The 20,956-nt window shown below is 60.6% G+C and carries 19 protein-coding genes; 16 read left to right on the top strand and 3 right to left on the bottom strand.

Annotated elements, in window-relative coordinates:
- The first annotated feature begins 344 nt into the window (after positions 1–344).
- Positions 345–797, top strand: coding sequence for a c-type cytochrome (locus tag ACWHTU_RS14255; protein ID WP_447860045.1), 453 nt, complete (start codon positions 345–347; stop codon positions 795–797).
- A gap of 105 nt (positions 798–902) precedes the next feature.
- Here ACWHTU_RS14255 and ACWHTU_RS14250 read toward each other — a convergent pair whose 3' ends face one another.
- Positions 903–2,756, bottom strand: coding sequence for a hypothetical protein (locus ACWHTU_RS14250; RefSeq protein ID WP_447860044.1), 1,854 nt, complete (start codon positions 2,754–2,756; stop codon positions 903–905).
- A 235-nt stretch (positions 2,757–2,991) separates the two neighbouring features.
- Between ACWHTU_RS14250 and ACWHTU_RS14245 the strand changes: the two genes are divergently transcribed.
- The gene (locus ACWHTU_RS14245) at positions 2,992–4,710 is read left to right on the top strand and encodes a carbamoyltransferase family protein (protein ID WP_447860043.1); all 1,719 of its coding nucleotides are present in this window, start codon (positions 2,992–2,994) and stop codon (positions 4,708–4,710) included.
- A 28-nt stretch (positions 4,711–4,738) separates the two neighbouring features.
- Positions 4,739–6,274 (top strand): hypothetical protein, encoded by a 1,536-nt coding sequence (locus ACWHTU_RS14240; protein ID WP_447860042.1) that lies wholly within the window; start codon positions 4,739–4,741, stop codon positions 6,272–6,274.
- A gap of 9 nt (positions 6,275–6,283) precedes the next feature.
- On the opposite strand, the gene ACWHTU_RS14235 is transcribed toward ACWHTU_RS14240, so the two are convergent.
- Positions 6,284–7,099: a dolichyl-phosphate beta-glucosyltransferase gene (locus ACWHTU_RS14235; RefSeq protein WP_447860041.1), complete on the bottom strand. Its 816-nt coding sequence runs from the start codon at positions 7,097–7,099 to the stop codon at positions 6,284–6,286.
- A gap of 199 nt (positions 7,100–7,298) precedes the next feature.
- Between ACWHTU_RS14235 and ACWHTU_RS14230 the strand changes: the two genes are divergently transcribed.
- The 13 genes from ACWHTU_RS14230 to ACWHTU_RS14170 all read left to right on the top strand — a co-directional run bounded on the left by ACWHTU_RS14230 (position 7,299) and on the right by ACWHTU_RS14170 (position 19,083).
- Positions 7,299–8,069 carry a hypothetical protein gene (locus ACWHTU_RS14230; protein WP_447860040.1) on the top strand — a complete coding sequence of 257 codons (771 nt, stop codon included), beginning with the start codon at positions 7,299–7,301 and terminating at the stop codon, positions 8,067–8,069.
- A 350-nt stretch (positions 8,070–8,419) separates the two neighbouring features.
- Positions 8,420–9,916: a Do family serine endopeptidase gene (locus ACWHTU_RS14225; RefSeq protein ID WP_447860039.1), complete on the top strand. Its 1,497-nt coding sequence runs from the start codon at positions 8,420–8,422 to the stop codon at positions 9,914–9,916.
- Between the two features lie 78 nt (positions 9,917–9,994).
- Entirely contained in the window at positions 9,995–10,939 is a 945-nt protein-coding gene (tatC, locus tag ACWHTU_RS14220; protein WP_447860038.1) for a twin-arginine translocase subunit TatC, read from the top strand.
- 227 nt (positions 10,940–11,166) lie between these two features.
- On the top strand, positions 11,167–12,117 hold the full coding sequence (locus tag ACWHTU_RS14215) for a P-loop NTPase (RefSeq protein ID WP_447860037.1): 951 nt from the start codon (positions 11,167–11,169) through the stop codon (positions 12,115–12,117).
- An 88-nt stretch (positions 12,118–12,205) separates the two neighbouring features.
- The gene (locus ACWHTU_RS14210) at positions 12,206–13,489 is read left to right on the top strand and encodes a molybdopterin molybdotransferase MoeA (RefSeq protein WP_447860036.1); all 1,284 of its coding nucleotides are present in this window, start codon (positions 12,206–12,208) and stop codon (positions 13,487–13,489) included.
- Positions 13,490–13,512: 23 nt separating this feature from the next.
- Positions 13,513–14,028: a molybdopterin-guanine dinucleotide biosynthesis protein B gene (gene mobB, locus ACWHTU_RS14205; RefSeq protein ID WP_447860035.1), complete on the top strand. Its 516-nt coding sequence runs from the start codon at positions 13,513–13,515 to the stop codon at positions 14,026–14,028.
- Positions 14,018–14,725, top strand: a complete 708-nt coding sequence (locus tag ACWHTU_RS14200; protein ID WP_447860034.1) for a cytochrome c3 family protein — start codon at positions 14,018–14,020, stop codon at positions 14,723–14,725. The genes mobB and ACWHTU_RS14200 overlap by 11 nt, the downstream gene beginning before the upstream one ends.
- Positions 14,726–14,835: 110 nt before the next feature.
- Positions 14,836–15,561: an ABC transporter ATP-binding protein gene (locus tag ACWHTU_RS14195; RefSeq protein ID WP_447860033.1), complete on the top strand. Its 726-nt coding sequence runs from the start codon at positions 14,836–14,838 to the stop codon at positions 15,559–15,561.
- A 76-nt stretch (positions 15,562–15,637) separates the two neighbouring features.
- Entirely contained in the window at positions 15,638–16,429 is a 792-nt protein-coding gene (locus ACWHTU_RS14190; RefSeq protein WP_447860032.1) for an ABC transporter permease, read from the top strand.
- A 90-nt stretch (positions 16,430–16,519) separates the two neighbouring features.
- Positions 16,520–16,678 (top strand): hypothetical protein, encoded by a 159-nt coding sequence (locus ACWHTU_RS14185; protein ID WP_447860031.1) that lies wholly within the window; start codon positions 16,520–16,522, stop codon positions 16,676–16,678.
- Between the two features lie 358 nt (positions 16,679–17,036).
- Positions 17,037–17,513: a hypothetical protein gene (locus tag ACWHTU_RS14180; RefSeq protein ID WP_447860030.1), complete on the top strand. Its 477-nt coding sequence runs from the start codon at positions 17,037–17,039 to the stop codon at positions 17,511–17,513.
- Between the two features lie 111 nt (positions 17,514–17,624).
- The gene (locus ACWHTU_RS14175) at positions 17,625–17,861 is read left to right on the top strand and encodes a hypothetical protein (protein ID WP_447860029.1); all 237 of its coding nucleotides are present in this window, start codon (positions 17,625–17,627) and stop codon (positions 17,859–17,861) included.
- Between the two features lie 559 nt (positions 17,862–18,420).
- Entirely contained in the window at positions 18,421–19,083 is a 663-nt protein-coding gene (locus tag ACWHTU_RS14170; RefSeq protein ID WP_447860028.1) for a hypothetical protein, read from the top strand.
- Between the two features lie 46 nt (positions 19,084–19,129).
- On the opposite strand, the gene ACWHTU_RS14165 is transcribed toward ACWHTU_RS14170, so the two are convergent.
- Positions 19,130–20,608, bottom strand: coding sequence for an Rqc2 family fibronectin-binding protein (locus ACWHTU_RS14165; protein WP_447860027.1), 1,479 nt, complete (start codon positions 20,606–20,608; stop codon positions 19,130–19,132).
- Positions 20,609–20,956 lie beyond the last annotated feature (348 nt).

The following is a 20,956-nucleotide window of genomic DNA, read 5'->3' as shown; positions in this document are numbered from 1 at the left end:
GCCACATGTATCCGAATTGCGAGCGCCGTCCGAGGCGCGTCTCTTCGCTAGGCGGTTGGCATGAGACGCTTCTTTCGGCGTTACCTTGTGGCATAGTCCTTGTGTTCGGAACGGCCGAGAGGGTCAGTGGGTGATACCTGAGGAGGTGCGAGCGGAAACCGGAAAAGCCCGCGCGGCGGAGGGCTTGACGCGGCATCAAATTCTTGACAAGACGCGCACTCGTTGCTATAGTGCCGCCGCTTCAGCGGCTGGGATGATCGCTGTCCACTCATCCGCTTTATCTGTTTTCTTCAGGGCGCAACATTAACCACGGAGTGGTTATTCTCTAAAAAGGAGGCGTCGTGATGGGGTATCTTTCGAGATCGCTTGGTATCTTGACCGCGCTCATATTCGTGACGGCCACTATGGCTGTTGCGGAAGAACGCGATCCACTCAAACCCCGGGTTCCGCCGGATCAGATTGCTGAGGCCAAGGCGCTGAAGAACCCGATCCCCAAGACACCGGAAAACTTGGCCAAAGGCAAGGCCCTGTTTGAAGGAAAGGGCACCTGCTTCAACTGCCATGGTAAAGAAGGGAAAGGTGACGGGCCTGCCGGGCAGATCCTGAACCCCAGCCCGCGCAATTTCACGAATTGCAAGTTCCATAAGAAGCGGAAGGACGGAGAGCTGTTCTGGGTCATCAAGAACGGTAGCCCGGGTACAGGCATGGTGTCTTTGATCCCTGCCGCCATTACGGAAGAAGAAGCCTGGACGATCATCAACTACGAGCGGAGCTTCTGCAAGGAAGGCACCGAATAAGCAGTTCGGACGTCTGCGCACGAAAGGCGGCGAGGGGCTCAAGTCCCCCCGCCGCCTTTTTGTAGTTGTTGAAAGCCCGGGCGGCTTTCTCACACGTCCGCCGACTTACCGAACCTCCGACAGCGCCCCCGTAAGCCCGGGTTGGGTCAGAATCACGCCCGCCGCCGTATCCATTGACCGCAGAGGCGGGACGATAAGCGGACGTTGCTCCTGGCTGAAGCCAGATTTGGCGGCGGCCGGCACCTTCTGATCCAGGAAACTGCTCAATTCACCCAGCGTTACCGCTCCGTCATGGTTGGCGTCGGCGTCGCCTTGCAAGCCGCGGAGCAAGTAATGCGTGAACAGGCCGTGCCGGAACTTATCGGACTCTAGTCCCTTGCCGAATCCGTCGAGCCCGATAAGCCGAACGACTCCGTGGCCGGCAGTGTCCCAGCGGGGAGCCTTGCTTTTCATGCGGGCGTCTCCGCCCAGCCTGGCGATCCCTCCGTCGAAGATAAAGAGTGTCTGTGCGGCCTTGAGCTTCCCTAACGCCGCCTCCAACTCTTTCACCGGGTAGAGTCGCGAAGTGGAGGCGCTGCCGCCGTCGTAGGGAACGAGAAAGGTTTCGCCGGTTGGTGTTGCGAAGGCCTGTCCGGCAAAATAGACGACGACAAGGGCATCGCCGTGGACGCGGGTGGGTAACCAGTCGAGCAACGCTTCCTCGATGTCCGGCCGCAGGGCCTTGACATCTTGGAGGATTCGTATGTTGGCGTCGGGCACGCCGCCCAGCGATCGGAACGAGGCGGCCACGTGCTCGGCATCCTCCGCCGCGTATTTGCGCCCTGGGATCTGTTGATCGCGATAGACGCTGAGTCCGATCGCGACAAGGTAGGTTTCGAGACGGTGGAACGCGTTCGGAGCAGCGGTCGCTGCCTCGGCTGATTCCGGTTTCGAGCCCCTTGAACGGATGGATGCGGTCAGGGTCTGAACCGGCGCGACCGGCGCGCCGGTCGCATCCGAAAGGGCCACCTGCAATTCGGCGCGTTGCGGCTGGATCGACGACGGAAGCGTCGCGACGAATTCAATCGAGCGGGACTCCCCGGGTTGAAGTGTGCCGACCGGCAGCGCGGTGGCCGGAAATTGCGACACCACCGCCGGCGTGCCCGTTATCGATGCGGACACGCCGTGAACAGCCTGCCCGCCGCCGTTAGCCAGGTCGATACGAATCCGAACGCGTTCGCCTCCTTCCAGCAGCAGATCGCCGTTCTCATCCACCAATGTCGCTTTGAACGAGACGGCGGAGACTGGCGTTCTCGCCGCGGCGGATCCCGACGGCGGACCCGCCGGCTGGGTCACAGTGGCCGAAGGCGTAGGCAACGCCTCCCGGGCGCCGGACTCATATTGGGCTCGGGCGGCCCGGATGAACTGGGTTGACAGCGCAACGGCCGCCTCGTAGATGAATTCGTCCATGTTGCCGTAGTTACATCGACGCTGCGTCGGTTCCAGGATCAATCGCTGCTTGTGCTGGACAGAGAGGGCTTGTTGCGACAGGACACTCCCGGACGCATCTTTGAAGGTCGCGACGGCTTCCAAGACCAGTTCGGCAGGCACGCGATCATAAATATTGTCTGTGAGCAGCTTGAGCCCCGACCGCTGCAAGTCGAGGTGTATTTCGTGGGTCGGCGAAGTCGGCTGGGGGTTCGCTCCGGAGGCCAAAACCGACTGGAAATTTTGCGCGGCCGCGTCGAGTAACACCGACTCCAGTTCGGCGCCGAGCGGGATGTCATATGGGCTATTGCAGGCGTCGATGTACTGCACCCGGGCGTTGGTCAGCGACGGATCGAATGTCAACCTCACGGTGACTGGAAGGCGAGGACCCATGTCCGGCAAGGGTGTGCGTCGAACCAGGCCGGCGAGTTTGTCACAGGCCGTCAGCTCCAGCGCGAGAAGCCCCAGTGCCATAAGGATCCAGGTTCGCACGGCGGGGTTCGCCGGCGACCGAGGATCGATTGAACGAACACCGCCGCGACCAAGCATCGACACCTCATCACCTCATCGGCAACAGGAAAGGAGACAGCGTGCTCACCGTACAGAAACTGGCGGACGATTGCAACACGTCCCTTTAGGAGGATCGCGCCTTGCCAGTGGAGGAGCGCTCGTTTATCCTTACGCCGCCGGGAGAGGCGGTACGAGGGCCGGGCTGCGGAGGTAGTCTGTGTTGGTTCTGGGGTTCTCGAATATGCGGGATGCGGCTGCCGCGCTCGTCCAGGGTGGGCGGATTGTGGCGGCGGCCGAAGAGGAGCGCTTCGTCCGCATCAAACATGTGACCGCCTTGCCCCTCCACGCAATTCGCTATTGCCTGCGCGAGGCCGGGGTGCGGCTCGACGAGGTGGACGCGATCGCCGTCCCGTGGAAGTACTGGGTGCTGGGACGCCGGGCGGTGCTGGCGCTCGGGGCGATGCTGCGATCCCCGCAACTCTTCCGGGTGAAGGGCCGGCGGAGCCTCGAACGGCTCGGTCAGGAATGGGCGGAGCTGGCGTTCCTGAGAAGCCGGTTGGGTCGAGATTTCGGCGCCATCCACCGCCGTCCGGTGTTTCTGGATCACCATCTCTGCCATGCCGCGAGCGCGTTTCTGGTGTCGCCCTTCGAGCGGGCGGCGATTCTGGTGGTCGATGGGGCGTCCGAAGCGCATACGGCATTGCTGGCAGTGGGAGAAGGCCGGGACATCCGTGTGCTGAAGCGGATCCCATTGCCGCATTCCCTTGGGCAATTCTATGCCGCCGTCACGTCGTTTTTGGGATTCCGTCCGGACTCCGACGAGTACATCGTCATGGGGCTTGCCGCCTATGGGGAGCCAACATTCGCGTCCGCGCTTCGCACACATGTGCTGCCTCTGCGACCGGACGGCGAATTTCGGCTGAACACCGAGTTGCTGGATTTTCACCTGGCGCGGGTGCGGATCTTTTCACCCGAGTTGATCCGCTTGCTGGGGCCGAATCGGCAACCCGGCGACGAGATCACTCAGCGTCACCGTGACATCGCGGCCAGCGCGCAACGGGTGTTGGAAGACACGTTGCTGCATTTGGCTCGATCGCTGCACGCGCGCACCCGTGCCGAATCTCTCTGCCTGGCCGGAGGCGTCGCTTATAACTGCGTAGCGAACAGCCGGTTGCTCCGGGAAGCGGGGTTCAGACGAATCTATGTCCAGCCGGCGGCGGGGGATTCGGGTGCGGCCTTGGGCGCCGCGCTGTGGTGGGCGTCCCGTTGCGGTGGGATGCCCGACCGGGAGGTGCTGCGGTCGGCATACTTAGGGCCCGCCTTTGACGAGCAGGAGTGCCGGCGCGCGCTGGATAGGGCCGGCTTGGTCGCCGCCGCCTTGCCGGAGGAGGAACTCTGTGCGCGCGCGGCGGAAGAACTGGCGAGGGGCCGTCTGGTGTTCTGGTTCCAAGGCCGGATGGAGTGGGGGCCGCGCGCGTTAGGCAACCGCAGCCTTTTAGCCGATCCGCGGCGCGAAGACATGCGCGAACTGATCAATGCCAGGGTGAAGTTGCGGGAATGGTTTCGTCCGTTCGCGCCGTCGGTCTTGGAAGAACGTGCTGGAGACTATTTCGATCCACCGTCGCCATCGCCCTTCATGCTTTTCACCGCGCGGGTGTTGCCGGCCGCGAAAGGTCTCATCCCTGCGGTCACCCATGTGGACGGGACCGCCCGGGTGCATACTGTCGATCGCGAGTCCAATCCGCGCTTCCGGAAATTGCTGGAAGCCTTCGAGCGTCGGACCGGGGTACCGGTCTTACTCAACACCTCCTTTAACGTGAACGAGCCAATCGTGTGCACACCGGACGACGCGGTCCATTGTTTCCTCCGCACGGACGTCGACTGGCTGGTGTTGGGTGATCTGTTGGTCGGGCGGCCGGTCGCCGCATCGCAATGACCGCGACGGCTTGGCTCAGGCGCGGTCCGTGACGACCCACGATTCACGCGGAACGAAGAATCCGGCTGCGGGGTTTCCCGCCCTCGATGCGCTGCTTTTGTTCTTCGTTGTGAACCTGAGCCTCCAACCCCTTGTCGAGCCCGACTTCGGCTGGCACTTGAGGGCGGGGCTTGATCTGATCCGTCAGGGATGGCGCTTACCGGCTGTCGATCCGTATTCCCACACCATGCCCGATTGGTCCTGGGTAGAGCATGCGTGGCTGACGGACGGGCTCATCGCCGCCATCTATCAAGGATTGGGTCCGGTCGGCCCGTTGGGGGTCATCCTATTGTTCGCCACGGTGACGCTCGGCGCCTGCTGGGTGGCGGTGGAACCAGCGGCGGCCGGGCGGACCCAGAAACTCCTCGCTGTCGCCGCCGTCCTCTGGGTGGCCTTGCCGTTCCTGGGGGCCAGGACGCAACTGGTGACGCTCCTGGGAATGGCGCTCACGCTCCGAGTCGTTCGCCATGCCTGCTCCACCGGACGGGGCCGCTGGTGGGTGTTGCCTCCGTTATTCCTGCTCTGGGCCAATCTCCATGGCGGGTTTACGGCCGGACTGTTCCTGCTGGGATTGACTTTGGTGGCCTCCGTGGTGATGCGATGGATCGTTTCCCGTCGGCCAGGGCTGGCCGATCGTCTCGACGAACCGGTTATGCCTGGGCGCGAGATCGGACGGTTCGCCGTCGCTCTGGCCGCATCGGCATTGGTGACACTGATCAATCCCTACGGCTGGCGGCTGTATGCGGAAATCTATGCGTCGCTGAGCGACCGCTTCATGATCGACGTGTTGCACGAGTGGCAGCCGGTCTCTCTCCAAGGCCGCGCCGGTCTTGTCTATGTTACCTATGTCCTGGGATTCAGCTTGACCGGGTTCTACTGCTATCGCCGAGTCGAACCGGTTCGCTGGACGGTCCTCCTCGTCTTCCTCGTCCTTTCCCTGCGACATTGGCGGAATGTGCCGCTGTTGCTCGTCGTCAGCCTGCCGTGGTGCGCGGAACTGGTGGCGGCGGCGATGGAGCAGGCGACACGACTCGTGCTCACGGCGGGTTTCCGGCCCAAAGCTTGGCTGTTGGCTGCGACGGCGGCGATGGGTCTCATGATGGGGTTGGCCGGACCGGATCATCTCCAGCGGGTGGCGCTCTCGGGACTCGATCCCGGCGAATTCTTCCGCCAGACCGACTATCCCATCGAAGCGGTGCAGTGGGTGCACACGCATCGCGACCAGGTAGGGACCAGGTTGTATAACGATTACGGCTATGGAGGATTTCTGCTCTGGTGGCTCCCGGAAGAGAAAATTTTTATCGACGGCCGCATGCCGGCCTGGCGGATCGGCGATCGATGGATCTTTTATGACTACGTCGCGTTGACCAACTGGGATCCTCCGGCGCTGGGCGTGCTCGATAAGTACGGGGTCGATTGGGCGCTCGTTCGCCGCGGAAGCCCGCTGGACCAAGCCCTTCGGCGGGAAGCCGGTTGGCGCCCCGTCTACGAAGACGCCAAGGCCGTCATTTACGTGAGACGCTGAGGAACGAACTCAGGAAGGCGGGGAGCCGGGATGGCTCAACACCACCTCGGCGGCGTGCGGCAACGACTCGGTGGGAGCGTACCGTCCCTGCGCGTCATTGCGTCGGATGGCAAAGAGGTCGCGCACCATGCGAAGGCCGTCGCGAAGGACCCGGACCTTCGAGCCCGGTTGATCGGCCCAGTTGACCGGAACCTCCGCGATGCGATAGCCGCGGCGTTGAGCGACGTAGAGCAGTTCGAGGTCAAAACCATATCCGTCGATGCTGGCGACCGAGAACAGGTCGCGGGCGACGGATCTTCGAAACAGCTTGAACCCACACTGAGTGTCGGCGATGCCGGCGATGCCCGCGCGCCGGACCAGCATGTTGAACAGCGCGCCCAACACGCTGCGATGCCATCGCGCGCGAACCGTGTAACGCGGATCGCGCGAGGCGAGTGTGCGGGACCCGATGGCCAAATCGGCTCCGTCGATCACGGCCTGTTCCAATCGCCAGAGTTCTTCGATCGGGGTCGCCCCGTCCGCATCGGTGAACAGTTGCAGTCGGCCGTTGGCCTCCAACATGCCCTTGCGCACGGCGGCACCCTTCCCTTGATTCGCCGGCAGTCGGATCAGTCGGACCGCCGGGCACCCGGCGCGGAAACGCTCGACCGCCGCGGCGGTGCCATCGCGACTGCCGTCGTCCACTACGAGGATCTCGTAAGGCGCACCATGGCTGTCGAGGTAGCGCGCGAGACGATGGAGGGGAGGAAGAATGCGCGCCGCTTCGTTGTAAGCCGGAACAACAACCGAAAGATCCGGGAGGAACGAAAGATGTCGCACGGACATCGGATGCTCCGGGGGGCGCCTCCCTGCCGCTTTTCCATTTTTCCATCCGGAGACGGTCGGAGGCGGTTGAGCCGCCATACCCTAGCCGAGTCTGAAGTCGATTGCAAGGTCCGGGGGCTTGACAGATCCGCCGAACGGGAGCGAACGTATGAAAAAGTCCGGAAGCAGGCTGAGCGACGGAAGATAAGAGGGGTGGGATATGCGAATCCAGGTCAGATCCATCTGGCTGGCGTTAGGACTGCTCTCGCTGACCGCCTGCGCCTCTGCGGTTCCTCCGAGCCGGATGGCAGACTATCTCGGCCCGCAGGCGATCACGGAACCGTCGGTCTTGCATTTGCCCACGGAGCGACCCATTCACGCCGGGCTCGTCGTGATCGCCGATGCGTCGGCTCCGGATGCAGCCCCGCCTCCGCCGGACGAAGCGGTGAACCGGCTGGCACAGACTCTGAAGGAACAGATCGGTCAACATCTTCCGATCGTCATCGACAAGATTCTTCCGGCCGATGGCCTCAAGCCCGCAGGAGACATCGCCTCGTTCCGCGAGTTGGGCAAGCGGTACGGCGTGGACTATTTGGCTGTCGCGGTGCTCTCCAGTACCGAGCAAGAATATCCGATCTACGTGTTTCTTGGATGGACGGCACATATGCAGCCGGGGTTCCGGCGCGATAACTGGTCGTTGATCGAGGTCGCGTTGATCGATGTCAACGCCGGCCGGGCTCTGCTGCGTGCGGAGGGACGCGCATGGGCGACGCTCGACAGTCCGTCAGCTCCCGGGATCAACCAGTGGTATCCCGTGGTGTACCTCCGGCCGCAGGATCCCGAGCGGCGCTTCTGGCCGCCGACCTTCGAAGGCGCCCCGAACACCCTGCGCGTCGTCTCCATGAACCAAGCCGCCAAACGTCTCATCTTAAGTCTCCAGGACGCCTGGCTCCACAAACTACGGACGGAAATGAATCCGGCCCAGGGATGAACCACACAGCCTGGCCTCTGGGGCTACCCTCCATCATGATGAGAGCGAACGGCGGGCAGCGAACAACATGGCTCTGTGCGCTGTGTGCCATGGCTACTCGTTGGGTTAATCGGTGAAGGATGGTCCCTTCCCGGCGAAGTCCTGCCTCGTCAGAAGGGGGCTTTTAGTCTTTGAAGGCGGTTCCGCGAATGGTGTACAATCACGCTTTGCGGAGCGGACACAACCGGACAAGGTGAAGTAGACGCGGACAAGAGCGCCTGTTTCCGCGGTCCCGGTGCTCTTGCCTGGAACAGGTGAATTGGATCGAGGAAATCGGTATGAAGTCCATCAGCAATGCGGAGGAATCCGTTATGAGACATTGCAGTCAACGAGCTCTCGCTGCGGGCTCAGCTTTGTTCTTGGGCGTGGTGGTTGCAGCAGGGATCGCCCTTCAGCACGTGACCACGGCTGACGCGGCAGGCGTGCCGCCGGCGTTTGCTCAGGGCTTTTCGGAAATTGTGAAGCGGGTGACCCCGGCGGTGGTCAACATCGCCGTGACCGGTGGTGGAGAAGGGCGCCGCGAAGGCCGCCGTCCCTTACCGCCCGGTCCATTTGGAGGACCTCCGGGCGAAGAACCGCCAGGAGCTGAGCCACCCGGCCCTCCACCGTTTCCTCCGGGTCCTCGTCATCCAGATCAGAGCGCAGGTTCCGGGGTCATTCTGGACCCTAACGGCTATATCGTGACCAACAATCATGTGGTCGAAAACGCTTCCCAGATCACGGTGACCTTGAGCGACCGACGGGAATTCACCGCGAAAATCATCGGGACCGATCCGAAAACCGATCTGGCAGTGATCAAAATCGACGCGAAAGATCTGCCCTATCTCAAGTGGGCGGACTACGAAAAACTGCAGGTGGGCGATCTGGTGCTGGCGGTCGGGAGCCCGTTCGGGCTGAGCTCGACGGTAACGCTGGGCATTATCAGTGCGCTCGGCCGCGGCAATGTCGGGATCGCGGATTATGAGGACTTCATCCAGACGGATGCGGCGATCAATCCCGGCAACTCCGGCGGGGCGTTGGTAAACATGAACGGCGAGTTGATCGGAATCAACACTGCGATCTTTTCGCGGACAGGCGGATCGGAAGGCATCGGCTTCGCCATTCCCAGCAGCATCGCTGTGGACATCGTCGACAGCCTGACCAAAACGGGTAAAGTCGTACGCGGGTGGATGGGTGTGGCGATCCAGGAGATCACGCCGGCGTTGGCCAAGTCGTTCAAGATTCCCGAACAGCGGAAGGGCGTATTGATCAGCGACGTGAACGAGAACGGACCGTCCGCCGCGGCGGGGATCAAGCGCGGAGACGTGGTCATCGCGTTCAACGGCAAGGAAGTGCAGAGCGTAAGCCATCTGCGCAATATGGTCGCGCGCACCGTCGTCGGAAAGGACGCAGAGGTGAAGATTCTGCGTGACGGCAAGGAGCATACGATCAAGGTCAAAGTCGCCGAGCGGCCGCCCGACGAGGTATTGGCGCGGAGAGAACCGCCTCCGCCTCCGGCTGAAACCGTAAAACCGCCGGACAACGTGCTGGCCGCGATCCGAGTGCAACCGCTCGATCCGGCGATGATGGGTCAATTAAACCTGCCCGCCAAAACGACGGGCGTGGTGATCAACCAGGTGGAAGCCGGGAGTGCGGCGGAAGCGGCCGGTTTGCAACGGGGAGACGTCATTCAGGAAATCAACCATGAAGTCATCAAGAGCATGGAGGATTACCAGAAGGCGTCGGCCAAGATTAAAAAAGAGGAAATGGTCGTGCTGCTGCTCAGCCGGCAGGGGAACAACCTCTTTGTGGCGGTGAATCCGAAGTAATCGGCGAACAGCCGACGGCGGTCAGCGACAGGATTTCTGCGCTGATGGCTGCACGCTGGCATCGGATAGCTGTGGCGTATGGCTGAGGGCCTGAAAAAGTTCGAAAAGTGGTTGCACGACTCCGTCTTCAAGCCGCTCGAAGACAAGAAGATGCCGGTCATGGAGCACCTGGTCGAACTCCAGGTCCGGCTAACCCGGGCGGTTATCGCCACGGGGATCGTCTTCGTCGTCACGTTTTTCTATGCTGACACCTTGGTGCAGTGGCTGCGGATTCCCCTTCAGAATATGTTCGTGCCGGGATCTCTGACCTGGGTCCCGACCGATCTGCCGACCGTGCCGTTTGTGTTCCTCGCTCCGGCTGAAGCGCTGTGGCAAAATGTCAAGGTCGCCGGTCTCTTCGCGGTCGTGCTGGCCACGCCGTATATTCTCTGGGAAATTTGGCAGTTCGTCGTGCCGGGATTGCACGTTCATGAGCGGCGATTTGTCGGACCGTTCGTGCTGCTCAGTACCGTCGCGTTCTATGCCGGCGTGTTGTTCTCTTTTTTCTTCGTCCTGCCGTTCGCGCTGAACTTTCTCATTTCCTACGGCGTCAACGCGGGGTTCATTCCACAACTCTCGATCGCCCAATACGTGGGATTCGCCCTGTGGTTCCTGATGGTCTTCGGGGTGATTTTCGAAGTGCCGTTGGCCATTACGTTGATGGCCAAGCTGGGTTGGGTCGATGCGCCGTTTCTCAAACGCTACCGGAAGTGGGCCTTCTTGGGAGCGTTTCTTGTCGCCGCGATCCTGACTCCGACGCCCGACCCGTTCAACCAGTGCATCATGGCGCTGCCGATGTATTTTTTTTATGAGGTCGGCATCGTGAGCGCGGGTGTGTTCGGCAAAAAGCGTCCGGTTTCGGACGCGCAGGCCGGAGCGGGCGTGCCCGCGGCGGGAGCGAAACCGGTTGCGCCGGTGCCGAACCCGGTGATGGCGGCGGAGGGCGAGTATGTAGGAGTCCCTTCGTCGGGGCGCCGGCGTTGATGGCGAGGTGCCATCCTTGTCGCGGTCCTGTTCATGATCAGTCGGGTGGTGTCCGAATAGGAGGCGGATACGGGACATGAAGGGAGCCGAGGACGGCTTCGCCGCCACGCCGTCGACCTGGACCGCCTGACGGAGAAAGTCACCACAGATGTGAAGCGCGAGGGCAGGGAGTCAAGGGTGGAACATAGCCGATTTTTCTACGCCTCACAGTCTTTGAAGGAGAAAGCATGCCGCGCGAATTAAACGTCATCCAGCCTCGAGGGTCGGGCAACGGCGACGCCTGCACATACATGTGGGCCTGCGCTATCTGCGACGAGAACGAGACCTGTCAAAAAGACAAGGAAGGGCACAGCCGGTGGCTTGTCGCGAAGCGGATGGAGCGGATCGAGCACAAGGTGCTCGTGATGAGCAACAAAGGTGGGGTGGGCAAGAGCACCGTCACCACCAACCTTGCCGTCAGCCTGGCGCTCAAAGGTTGGCACGTCGGCATTTGCGACATGGATATTCACGGGCCGAACATTCCGAAGATGCTCGGGGCCGAAGGGCAAAAGCTGAAGATCAGCACGTCCGGCGGTATCATCCCGTATCAAACCTACAATCTGAAAATCGCTTCCATGTCCTTCTTGCTGCAGAACTCCGATGACCCGATCATCTGGCGTGACGCCTACAAGTACGAATTCATCAACCAGTTGCTCGGCGGGGTGGAATGGCAGGATTTGAATTTCCTGCTGATCGACTTGCCGCCCGGGACGGGCAATGAGTCGGTGACGACGATCGATTTGCTCGGCACCGTGAGCGGCGCCGTCATCGTGACTACGCCGCAGGAAGTCGCGCTGCTGGATTCGCGCAAGTCCGTCACGTTCTGCAAAGACAGCGAGGTGCCGATCATCGGGATTGTGGAAAATATGAGCGGGCTTGACTGCCCGTATTGCCACAAGCACATCGAAGTGTTTCGCAAGGGCGGAGGCGAGGCTTCCGCCCACGACATGGGTGTCCCGTTCCTGGGGAGGATTCCGCTTGATCCTGACGTGGTCACGCAGTGCGACGCGGGCGAGCCGTTCGCCATGTTCTACTCGGACACACCGACGGCGGAGGCCTATCACGAGATCGCGAACAAGGTTGAAGCGTTCTGCAAGAAGAGCGGCTCGTTGGTGAAAGTCGCGCCGAGACGAAGCTGACCGTGAACAGCAAAAAGCCAAGAATGTCAGAACGAACCGTGCGTGCTCTGAACTGTTCGCAATTCGCCGCGTGTTCGATGGAGTCGCCATGCAAGGGTTGACGCCGTTGGATGAGGCGCGGAAGGTCGTCCTTGAAGCGACCACGCCCCTTGGTCTGGAGAAGATTCCCATCCTGGATGCGCTGGGCCGCGTGCTCGGCGAAGACATTGTCGCGGAGCGCGACAATCCGCCGTGGGATAACTCGGCGATGGACGGCTTTGCGGTGCGATGGGAAGATATCAAGCAGGAGCACGCCATCGCCAAGCCCGTTACACTGAAAGTGATCGAAGACGTGCCGGCGGGCAAGACGCCGACCCAGACCGTCGGGCCAGGGCAGGCGATCCGCATCATGACGGGCGCGCCGATTCCAAAGGGAGCCGACACGGTCATCAAGGTGGAGGACACGGAGCATACGCGGGACTCGGTGAAGATTTTCAAGCCTGAGGCGCGCGGAGCCAACATTCGTCCACAGGGCGAGGACGTGAAGAAGGGCGACTGCATCATCGCCACGGGGACCCGAATCCGGCCGGCGGAAGCGGGCATGCTCGCGATTCTCGCCAAGTCCTTCGTGTTCGTCTATCAACGACCGCGCGTGGCGATCCTCTCCACAGGCGACGAATTGGCTGATCTCGACGAACGATTCAGCGAAGACAAGATCATCAACTCGAACAGCTACGGTTTGGCCGCGGCGGTGCAGGAGGCCGGCGGCGTTCCGATCCTGCTCGGTATTGCGAAAGATCAGCCGGCGGCCTTGAAAGAAAAGATTTCGCACGGCCTGAACGCCGACATCCTGGTGCTGTCCGGCGGCGTGTCGATGGGGGACTACGATTTCACCAAGGCCGTCTTCAAGGATCTGGGCGCGGAGATGAATTTTTGGAAGCTAGCGATCCGGCCCGGTCAGCCGTTGGCTTTCGGGAAGATCCAGGGCAAACTGGCCTTCGGCTTGCCAGGCAATCCCGTCTCCTCCATGGTGACTTTCGAACAACTGGTGAGGCCGGCCATCTTGAAAATGGGTGGCCACCGTAGCTATGGCCGGCCGATCGTGCAGGCCATCTTTCAGGAAAAGTTCTCCAAGAAACCGGACCGGCGGCATTTCCTGCGCGGCATCCTCACCCGGGAAGACGGCGTGTTTAAGGTGCGGACCACCGGCGACCAAGGTTCCGGCATCCTCACCTCGATGGTGAAGGCGAATTGCTTGATCGATGTGCCGGCGGAAGTCGAGCGGCTCAATCCCGGCGACACCGTCTCGGTGCAACTCTTGAGCGGAGAGATGTGGCTGCGTGAGGAAGACGTCCCGCAAACCACAACCAGCGGCCGACCGTCATGTTGTTGACCGCCTAACCTGGTCGAGGCTGAATGTCCATTCCGATTCTCTGCTTCGTCGGCCGGTCGAACAGCGGCAAGACCACCCTGATTGAGCGGGTCATCCCCGAATTGGTCCGCGTCGGGTATCGGGTGGCGACCATCAAACATGCCGGCCACGGGTTTGATCTGGACACGGAGGGTAAGGACAGTTGGCGGCATAAACGGGCCGGCGCAAGCGCCGTGATCGTGCTGTCCAAGGGCAGCCTCGCGATGTTTGCGGACGTCTCCGACCAGATCGGGGTCGAGGAGATCCGGGACCGCTTCCTTGATCAGGCCATCGACCTCGTCATTGCCGAAGGATGGAAGAGCGAGGGCTATCCGAAAATCGTCGTCGTGCGGGATCAACTGGGGGAGGTGCCGGTCTCGCCGGAAGGGCTTCTGGCGGTGGTATCGAATAAACCGGTGGACCCGCCGGGGGCGATTCCCGTGTTTGATCCCGACGACGTCGCTGGTGTCGCGGCACTCATTGTTCGACGGTTCCCCAAACGCGAGTCGCATGAGACGTAAGTCCCGGGCTATTGTGAGCGTGGCGATCGGCGTCGGCGCAGTGGCCTTGGGCGGAGTGGCGATCCCGCTGACCAACCATCCGAAGTTCTGCGCGAGCTGCCACACGATTAAACCTTCCTACGACAGCTGGGTCCAGTCATCCCATAAGGACGTCACCTGCGTGGATTGTCATGTGCGCCCCGGGGTCAAGGGCTGGCTGCAGGACAAAGCCTGGGCGGGAACCAAAGATGTCGCCATTTATCTCTTCGGGACGCCGACCGACTCCCATAATCTTCAGGCCAAGGTCGATTCCGATGTCTGCATCGGGTGCCACCGGCACATCTTGCGCGTGTCCGAAGTGGCGCCGCGCGATCTTCCACCGCCGGTGAAGGATGTCGGACTCGTGATGAGCCATCGAAAGCACATGGAGGCCTTCGCCAAACGGGGCATGGGAGAGGGTTGCAACACTTGCCATTCGGGGGTCGTGCATGAGAAGCCGATCAAAGGCTATCCCATTGTAATCCCTCGTGGGCACGTGAAAGCCGACACCAGGCCATGGTACCCCGATCATCCCGAGGGTTCCTATCTGCGCGAGCGGGCGCTCGCGGATTGTTTCCGATGTCATGACGGGAAGACCGAGTATGAAGGCAAGATCCTCAGCCAAAAGTGCGAGACCTGCCATATTCCAGAGAAGGTCGGAGAATTACTGTTTAATTGACGTGATCGTCTGGACTGGAAGCCCTTGGTGAGCCACCTCCGGCTTTTGGTGTTGATCCCTCAATCCGGAAAACCGACCGTCGATAGCCGACGGTCGATACGCATGTTCCCATGCCACCCATCGTTCAGGTCAGAAATCTCACCAAGCAGTTCGGCGATTTTACCGCGGTGGACGGAATCTCGTTCGATATTCACCAGGGCGAGATTCTCGGACTATTGGGACCCAACGGAGCGGGCAAGACCACCACGATCCAGATGCTGCTGGGGTTGATTACTCCCACGGCGGGCTCAATTCACATGTTCGGTTTGGATCTCGCCACGCACCGGGAGGAGATCCTCCAGCAAGTCAACTTTTCCTCGACCTATATCTCTATGCCGTTCTCGCTCACGGTGGAGGAGAACCTCCGCGTGGTCGCCAGACTGTATGGTCTGTCAAACATCGATCGCCGCATCGACGACGTGGTCAAGAAACTGGAGATGGACAGCTTTCGCAGCAAGTTGACGCGGCGTCTCTCTTCAGGCCAGATGACCCGCCTCACGCTCGCCAAGGCGATCCTGACTGAACCGAAGATCCTCTTCCTCGATGAGCCGACGGCCAGCTTGGATCCCGATATCGCCCACAAGACCCGCAGCCTGTTGAAGGAAGTCCGTGCCGCGACCAGCCTAACCATGCTCTATACGTCCCACAATATGCGGGAGATGGAAGAGATGTCTGATCGGATCATTTTCCTTCAACGCGGAAAGATCGTCGCTGAAGGCACTGCACAGGAGATCGTAACCCGCTTCGGCCAGTCGGACTTGGAGGAAGTGTTCTTGAAGCTGGCGCGGGAACAATAGTCAGTGGGTTAGGGAGAAGCCGTGAGGGGAGAAGACCGAATGTTTGTTGGCGGCACCCCTAACGCTTCACGAAGCCATGAAGGTTCATCGTATCGCCGCTCTGATCACCCGGCACTTATACCTATACCGTCGCAGCCTGCCGCGATTGATGGAGATCTTTTACTGGCCCTTTCTCGACCTCGTGGTGTGGGGCTTTATCACGGTCTATCTCACGCGGTTTCAAGGTCAGTTGCCCGGCGTCGTCACGTTCTTCCTGGGCGCCCTGATTCTCTGGGACGTCTTGTTCCGTTCGCAGCAGGGCATCACCATCTCGTTTCTCGAAGAAATTTGGGCCAGAAATCTCATGAATCTATTCGCCAGCCCGCTCAAACCCGGCGAGTTTCTGGCGGCAACCATGGCGATGAGCGTCTTTAAGGTCACAGCGGTCTCCTGCGTGATGATTGTCTGTGCGTTGCTGTTCTATTCGTACAACCTGTTTGTCATCGGGCTGTGGCTGCTTCCCTTCGTCCTCAACCTCATTGTGACGGGATGGGTCATCGGCGTGCTGACGACGTCGCTCATCATGCGATTCGGCCAGGAAGCGGAGGTGCTCGCCTGGGGCATGGTGTTTTTGTTCCAGCCCATTTCATGCGTGTTCTATCCGATGGATGTCCTTCCGGGTTGGCTGAAGGCTTTGGCCTGGTTAAATCCGGCGGCGCACGTCTTTGAAGGCATGCGCGGCGTGTTGAACCATGTCGTGCCTCCGCTCTCCCCTCTTGCCTGGGCGACCGGGCTTAATCTTTTCTACCTCGTCGTGATGATTGCCTGGTTCCACCACACGTTCAGTGTCTGCAAGGAACGGGGGCTGTTGGTCAGGGTCGGCGAGTAGGCGGGCCGTCGCCCGCTTGTCTCCTGGCGAAAGGTTCCGCAATCGGAGTATGATTTGTCGAGTGTCACCGCCAACCAAAGGAGGTTTCCCATGCCGGCGGTTGTTCTTGGTGTCATCACGGTCCTGGTTCTCGTCTTGGCGGTCTGGGCGTCCGTCACGCAGGAAGGCGATACGACCTTGATCGGCGAGAGCGAACCTGATTGGGGGGGCGAGACGTCCGAGCGGGAAGAGCTGCGCAAGGCGGGTTGAGCTGCGACTCCGAGTCTGAGCGGCCAGTTAGCGCACTTCCGGCGAGCGTGCCGTTCGAGGAAACGGCGCGCCGGAGGAGCTGAAATTGTTTCCTGCGCATGAAAGATTTGTAGGCGCTTCAGTACAGAGCAAGATCGAGAGAAATCAAGCACCTAGGTCTCTTGCATCCGGAAGGATGAACTCGTTTCCCTCCCTTGCCCCATGCCTCGATGCGAGTCCTCCCTCACCGGATTTGCCGATCTCATACGTAATTTCAACGGTTCTCGGTCATTCGACGTGTTGTTCGCGTCGCGGCATTTCCTTTGCTCCCGCCACCGAGTGTGAACCCCGCTTACTCGGACAAAGGGAGGGCGTCACTATGAAACCTCACCTTCTTCAGAAGGTTATGTCCTTCTGTGCTGGGCTCGGACAGCCGAAAGCCGGACGCCGAGAATGGAGGGTCTATCAATCGGGCGATCTGCAGCGCCAGCCGCCGCCCGTGCAGGAATTGCGCTGTGAAGAACGCCTGGATTTCACGCAGCCTTGCGCCTATGAGATGATCGAGGGACTGGATGAGCGCGCCGTCGTCATTCATTACGGCGAGGCCTGCTCGCTGAACATCAGTTCAGGGGGAATGCTGCTGATGATGGATCAGGCCCCCCGCGTGCGGCAGTTGCTCGAAATTCATACGCCGATTTCCAAGCGGCGCCGAGCGTTAATGCTGTTCGAAGTGCGGTGGACCCGTCCGATCTGGAATGGAAACGATATCGACGGGTATCTTGTGGGTTGCAAGCTGACCTTCGGGCCGTGCCCGTACTTTCTGTTTCAGCGTGATCGGGCTCAAGAGAGCGCGTGAATATTCGCTTGGCCTTCAGCTTCTCACGGCAGGGCGGCTGGCTGTTCCCTTCCCGCTCTTCGGCGGGACCCGCGTTTCTAGCGCCGCCTGTTTGCGCGATAATATCCGGTCATGCGGCGTTGGAGCGTCGATGCTTTGCTGATCGCGGTTCCCTGTTGTTTCGCATTGCTGGTCTATGATTGGTTGGCCGTTGTGGTTTTCGGCCATCAGCTCTCTCGCCTGGTGCCATGGCACGACTTCGCCCGAGGCATGATGCAGGACCTAGGATTGACGGCGGCTTATACGTTGACGGTCACGCCGCGAGTAAGCGGGATCGTCGCGGCATATCCCGGACAGAGCGCGGTGTAGTTGCCTGATCATGCTGGGGTTGGGGTTGGCCTGGTACGAGGTTATCTGCGCTTGGGTAACTCGGGTGTTGGACGCTCCACCTGACGTTGCCATGAGTCTGATCGTGTTGTTTGTCATTCCTGTGCTCTTGGCGCCGTGGTATGTACGTTGGCTCAACGAATGGGTGCAAGAGGAAAGGTGAGAGTCCAATCTGCTGAACGGCTCTGGGGCAGTTTGCCACAGTTCAGATGCATCCTGTCCTTCTGAAAAGACAGGACCTCTTGCTGACAAGTAGGCACCCCTTGCTTTCTGGAGTATCGGTCAAGACGTATCCAGATCGGTGCCCACCGCTTTACTCGCTGATTGTCTAGCAGGGCAAGCCGCTTACAGCTGTCACCCACGGCTATGCCCTGGTAAACCATCCTTTCCATAGTTACTGTATTCTGACGCTTGCAGAAACTAGAAAACCAATTGCGCATTTGGTATATTATTTGCATAAATAGACTGCCGAGGATTTCACACTGGGTGAAATTAAAGGCACTGGGAGAGACACTAAAAACGCTGATTATACCGATCCCCTATGGCAATTCGTTTGAAACATTTGAAACATTGGTGTCTTGGTCGGATCTTGGCCGCTGTCGCGGCAACCCTTTTGCTTACAGCGCCGGCCTCGGAAGCTGGTGCCGTAACGGGTTCGCGCGAGCAACTGATTCCGATTCTTGGAGTGACGATGGGGAATACGCCAGAAGGAACGGTCGCGTACTTGCACCTGTCGTTTGAAGAGCGGCCGGATCGGAATGGCCTGGTGATGCGGTTCATGAACAAGCCCGGTCGATTTTCGCGCATGGCGCAGACCGCCGTTGAACAGGCGGTTTATCGCGTCGCCCAACACTTGAACCTGTCCACGGACTCATGGACCGTTGTGTTGACGGTTCCTTATGAAGGCATCACGGTGTACGGAGACAGCTTGTCGGCGATGGTGGCGCTGAGCGTGGCCGCGATGGCGAACGGAAAGTTCATTGCGCCCGATCGTGTCATGACCGGAACGGTCAGACCGGATGGTCACATTGGAGCTGTTACCGCTGTCCCGCTGAAGGTCGAAGCGGCCTATGAGGCGCACTTACACCGGGTGATCGTGCCCGAAGAGCTGGATATCTCCGACCCAGACTGGCGAACGCCGTTTCTGTTACAGGTCTCTCCCGTCGGTTCCGTCAAGCAGGCCTACGCAGCGCTGACCAATTAGGATCCTGGTTCCGCAAACGGCCATCCGTCCGGCTGCGTTCGGTCCTTCACTCCTTCCGCTTCGACGAGGATCGCTGCCTTAAGGCGTCGAGGCGGGTGTTGTCCAAACTGACGAACAGGGATTGTTCCTGCGTCACCGTCACCGTACCTGGCGGTTGACCGTTGACTTTTCTGACCCACTTCCGTCGGGTGTACATCACTTCTCCCTTGCCACTCTTTTTGAGATCGCTATACAGCAAGGCAAGGGCCGCGGCGTCCTTCAACGTTTCAGGCGGCGGGGTTGCGCCTTTTTCCAGCCGGACGACGACATGGGAGCCCGGTGCGCCTCGAGCATGGAGCCAAAGATCGTCGCCCTTGGCCAGACCGAACGTCAGTTCCTCGTTCTCGCGCGCGTTGCGCCCGACATAGATGGGCAAGCCATCGGACGAAATAAACCGGCGGAACGGGCCGGTTCTGCCCAAAGGCTGACCGCCGATTGCCGAGAATCGTTGACGGCGAGCAGAGGGTTTCCCCCCCGTAGCTGGATAAGGTCCACCCTGCGCAGAGGTTGGGCGCCAGGTGCCTCGTTGAAGCGCCTCCAACTCCGCGCGCAGCCTCTCCAGTTCATGCTGCGCCGTTTCCAGACGGGGGCGAATCTCTCGCTCGGCCGCCAAGTATTTCCGGTGCTTCTTGAAATAGTCGTCCATGTTGCCCCGCGGACCTTTCCTCGGATCGAGCGGGATCGTGATTTCGGGCAGCCGCTCGTCGAAGTAATCGATCACCGTGACACAGTCCTGACCCGTGACGATCTTGCTGAGGTTGGCCTTGAGGAGCTCGCCGTAGCGACTGTAGTTGCGGTAACGCTCGGCCTTGTTCAAGTCCGCCTGCAACGCCTCGATCCGCCGGACGGTCTGTCTGAGGTGCTTACGAATGTCGGCCAAGCGGGCCTGCCGCTCCCATTCCACAGTCAGGTCTGCTTCGCGCCGCCCATAACGTGCGTCGATCTCGGCAGACACGGGAAATGCCGGAGGAGCAACGTCGGCGGCATGGGGGAATTCAATGACCGTGTCGAGTGTTTTCCGGCCAGAAGCTGACGGAAGACGATAGGGCCGACCAATCCGATTGCGGTCGTGATTTAGATCGGCCAGAACTGTCCCCGATTCGTCGAGCAGCAACACATCCGCGTTTCGACCGATCAGTTCGGCCATGATCGCGCAGGGTCCCCTGCGCGCCGTGAGCCGAATCTGGACGATGCGATCGCCGTGCAGTTGCTCGATCGCCTCGATACGCGCTCCCTCGATGCGAGCCCTGAGGAATTGGCAGAAAGGCGGCGGAGCCGGGGGATTCTGCAGCCGACGGGTGGTCAGGTGAAGCCGGGCGGTCTCCGGATGGACCGACAGCAGGACCGTATGGGTTGCCCCCGGAGTTCGGATGGTCAGCGTGACGACGCGGGGCAGGGGTTGATGGATCTTTTGAATCCATCCGCCGGTCAACGCGGACGCGAGTTCATCGACAACCGCGCCGATTTCTGTCGCCGTCAACGACATGTGTTGGCTTCGAGGCTCCCTTGTTCGGGGGTGTCGTCCCGCCGCCTTACGTAAATGGGCGAGGTGGCGCTGCCCCTGTTCACTGTCGCGCGCACCATTCCGAATCCCTGGGATCTATTCGGCCGCCTCCTGCTGTCTTTTTGGTCTGTGCACCGTCTTGCTGTACACATGGCGAGTCGGTGTCCATACGTGGATTCCACCGACCTGGATATTGACACCGGCATTGCTTGGTTCTCGTCCACGAAGGCACGAGCTTCTGGCCGGCCAGGCCTTCGTCGAGGGCAAAGCCGAAGCTCGAGTGGATAGTCCGGATACCGAAAGGAGTCGCTCGATGCACTGTGTTCGCTG

Source organism: Nitrospira calida, from assembly GCF_976986435.1.
This window is presented reverse-complemented; position numbering and strand designations above follow the sequence as displayed.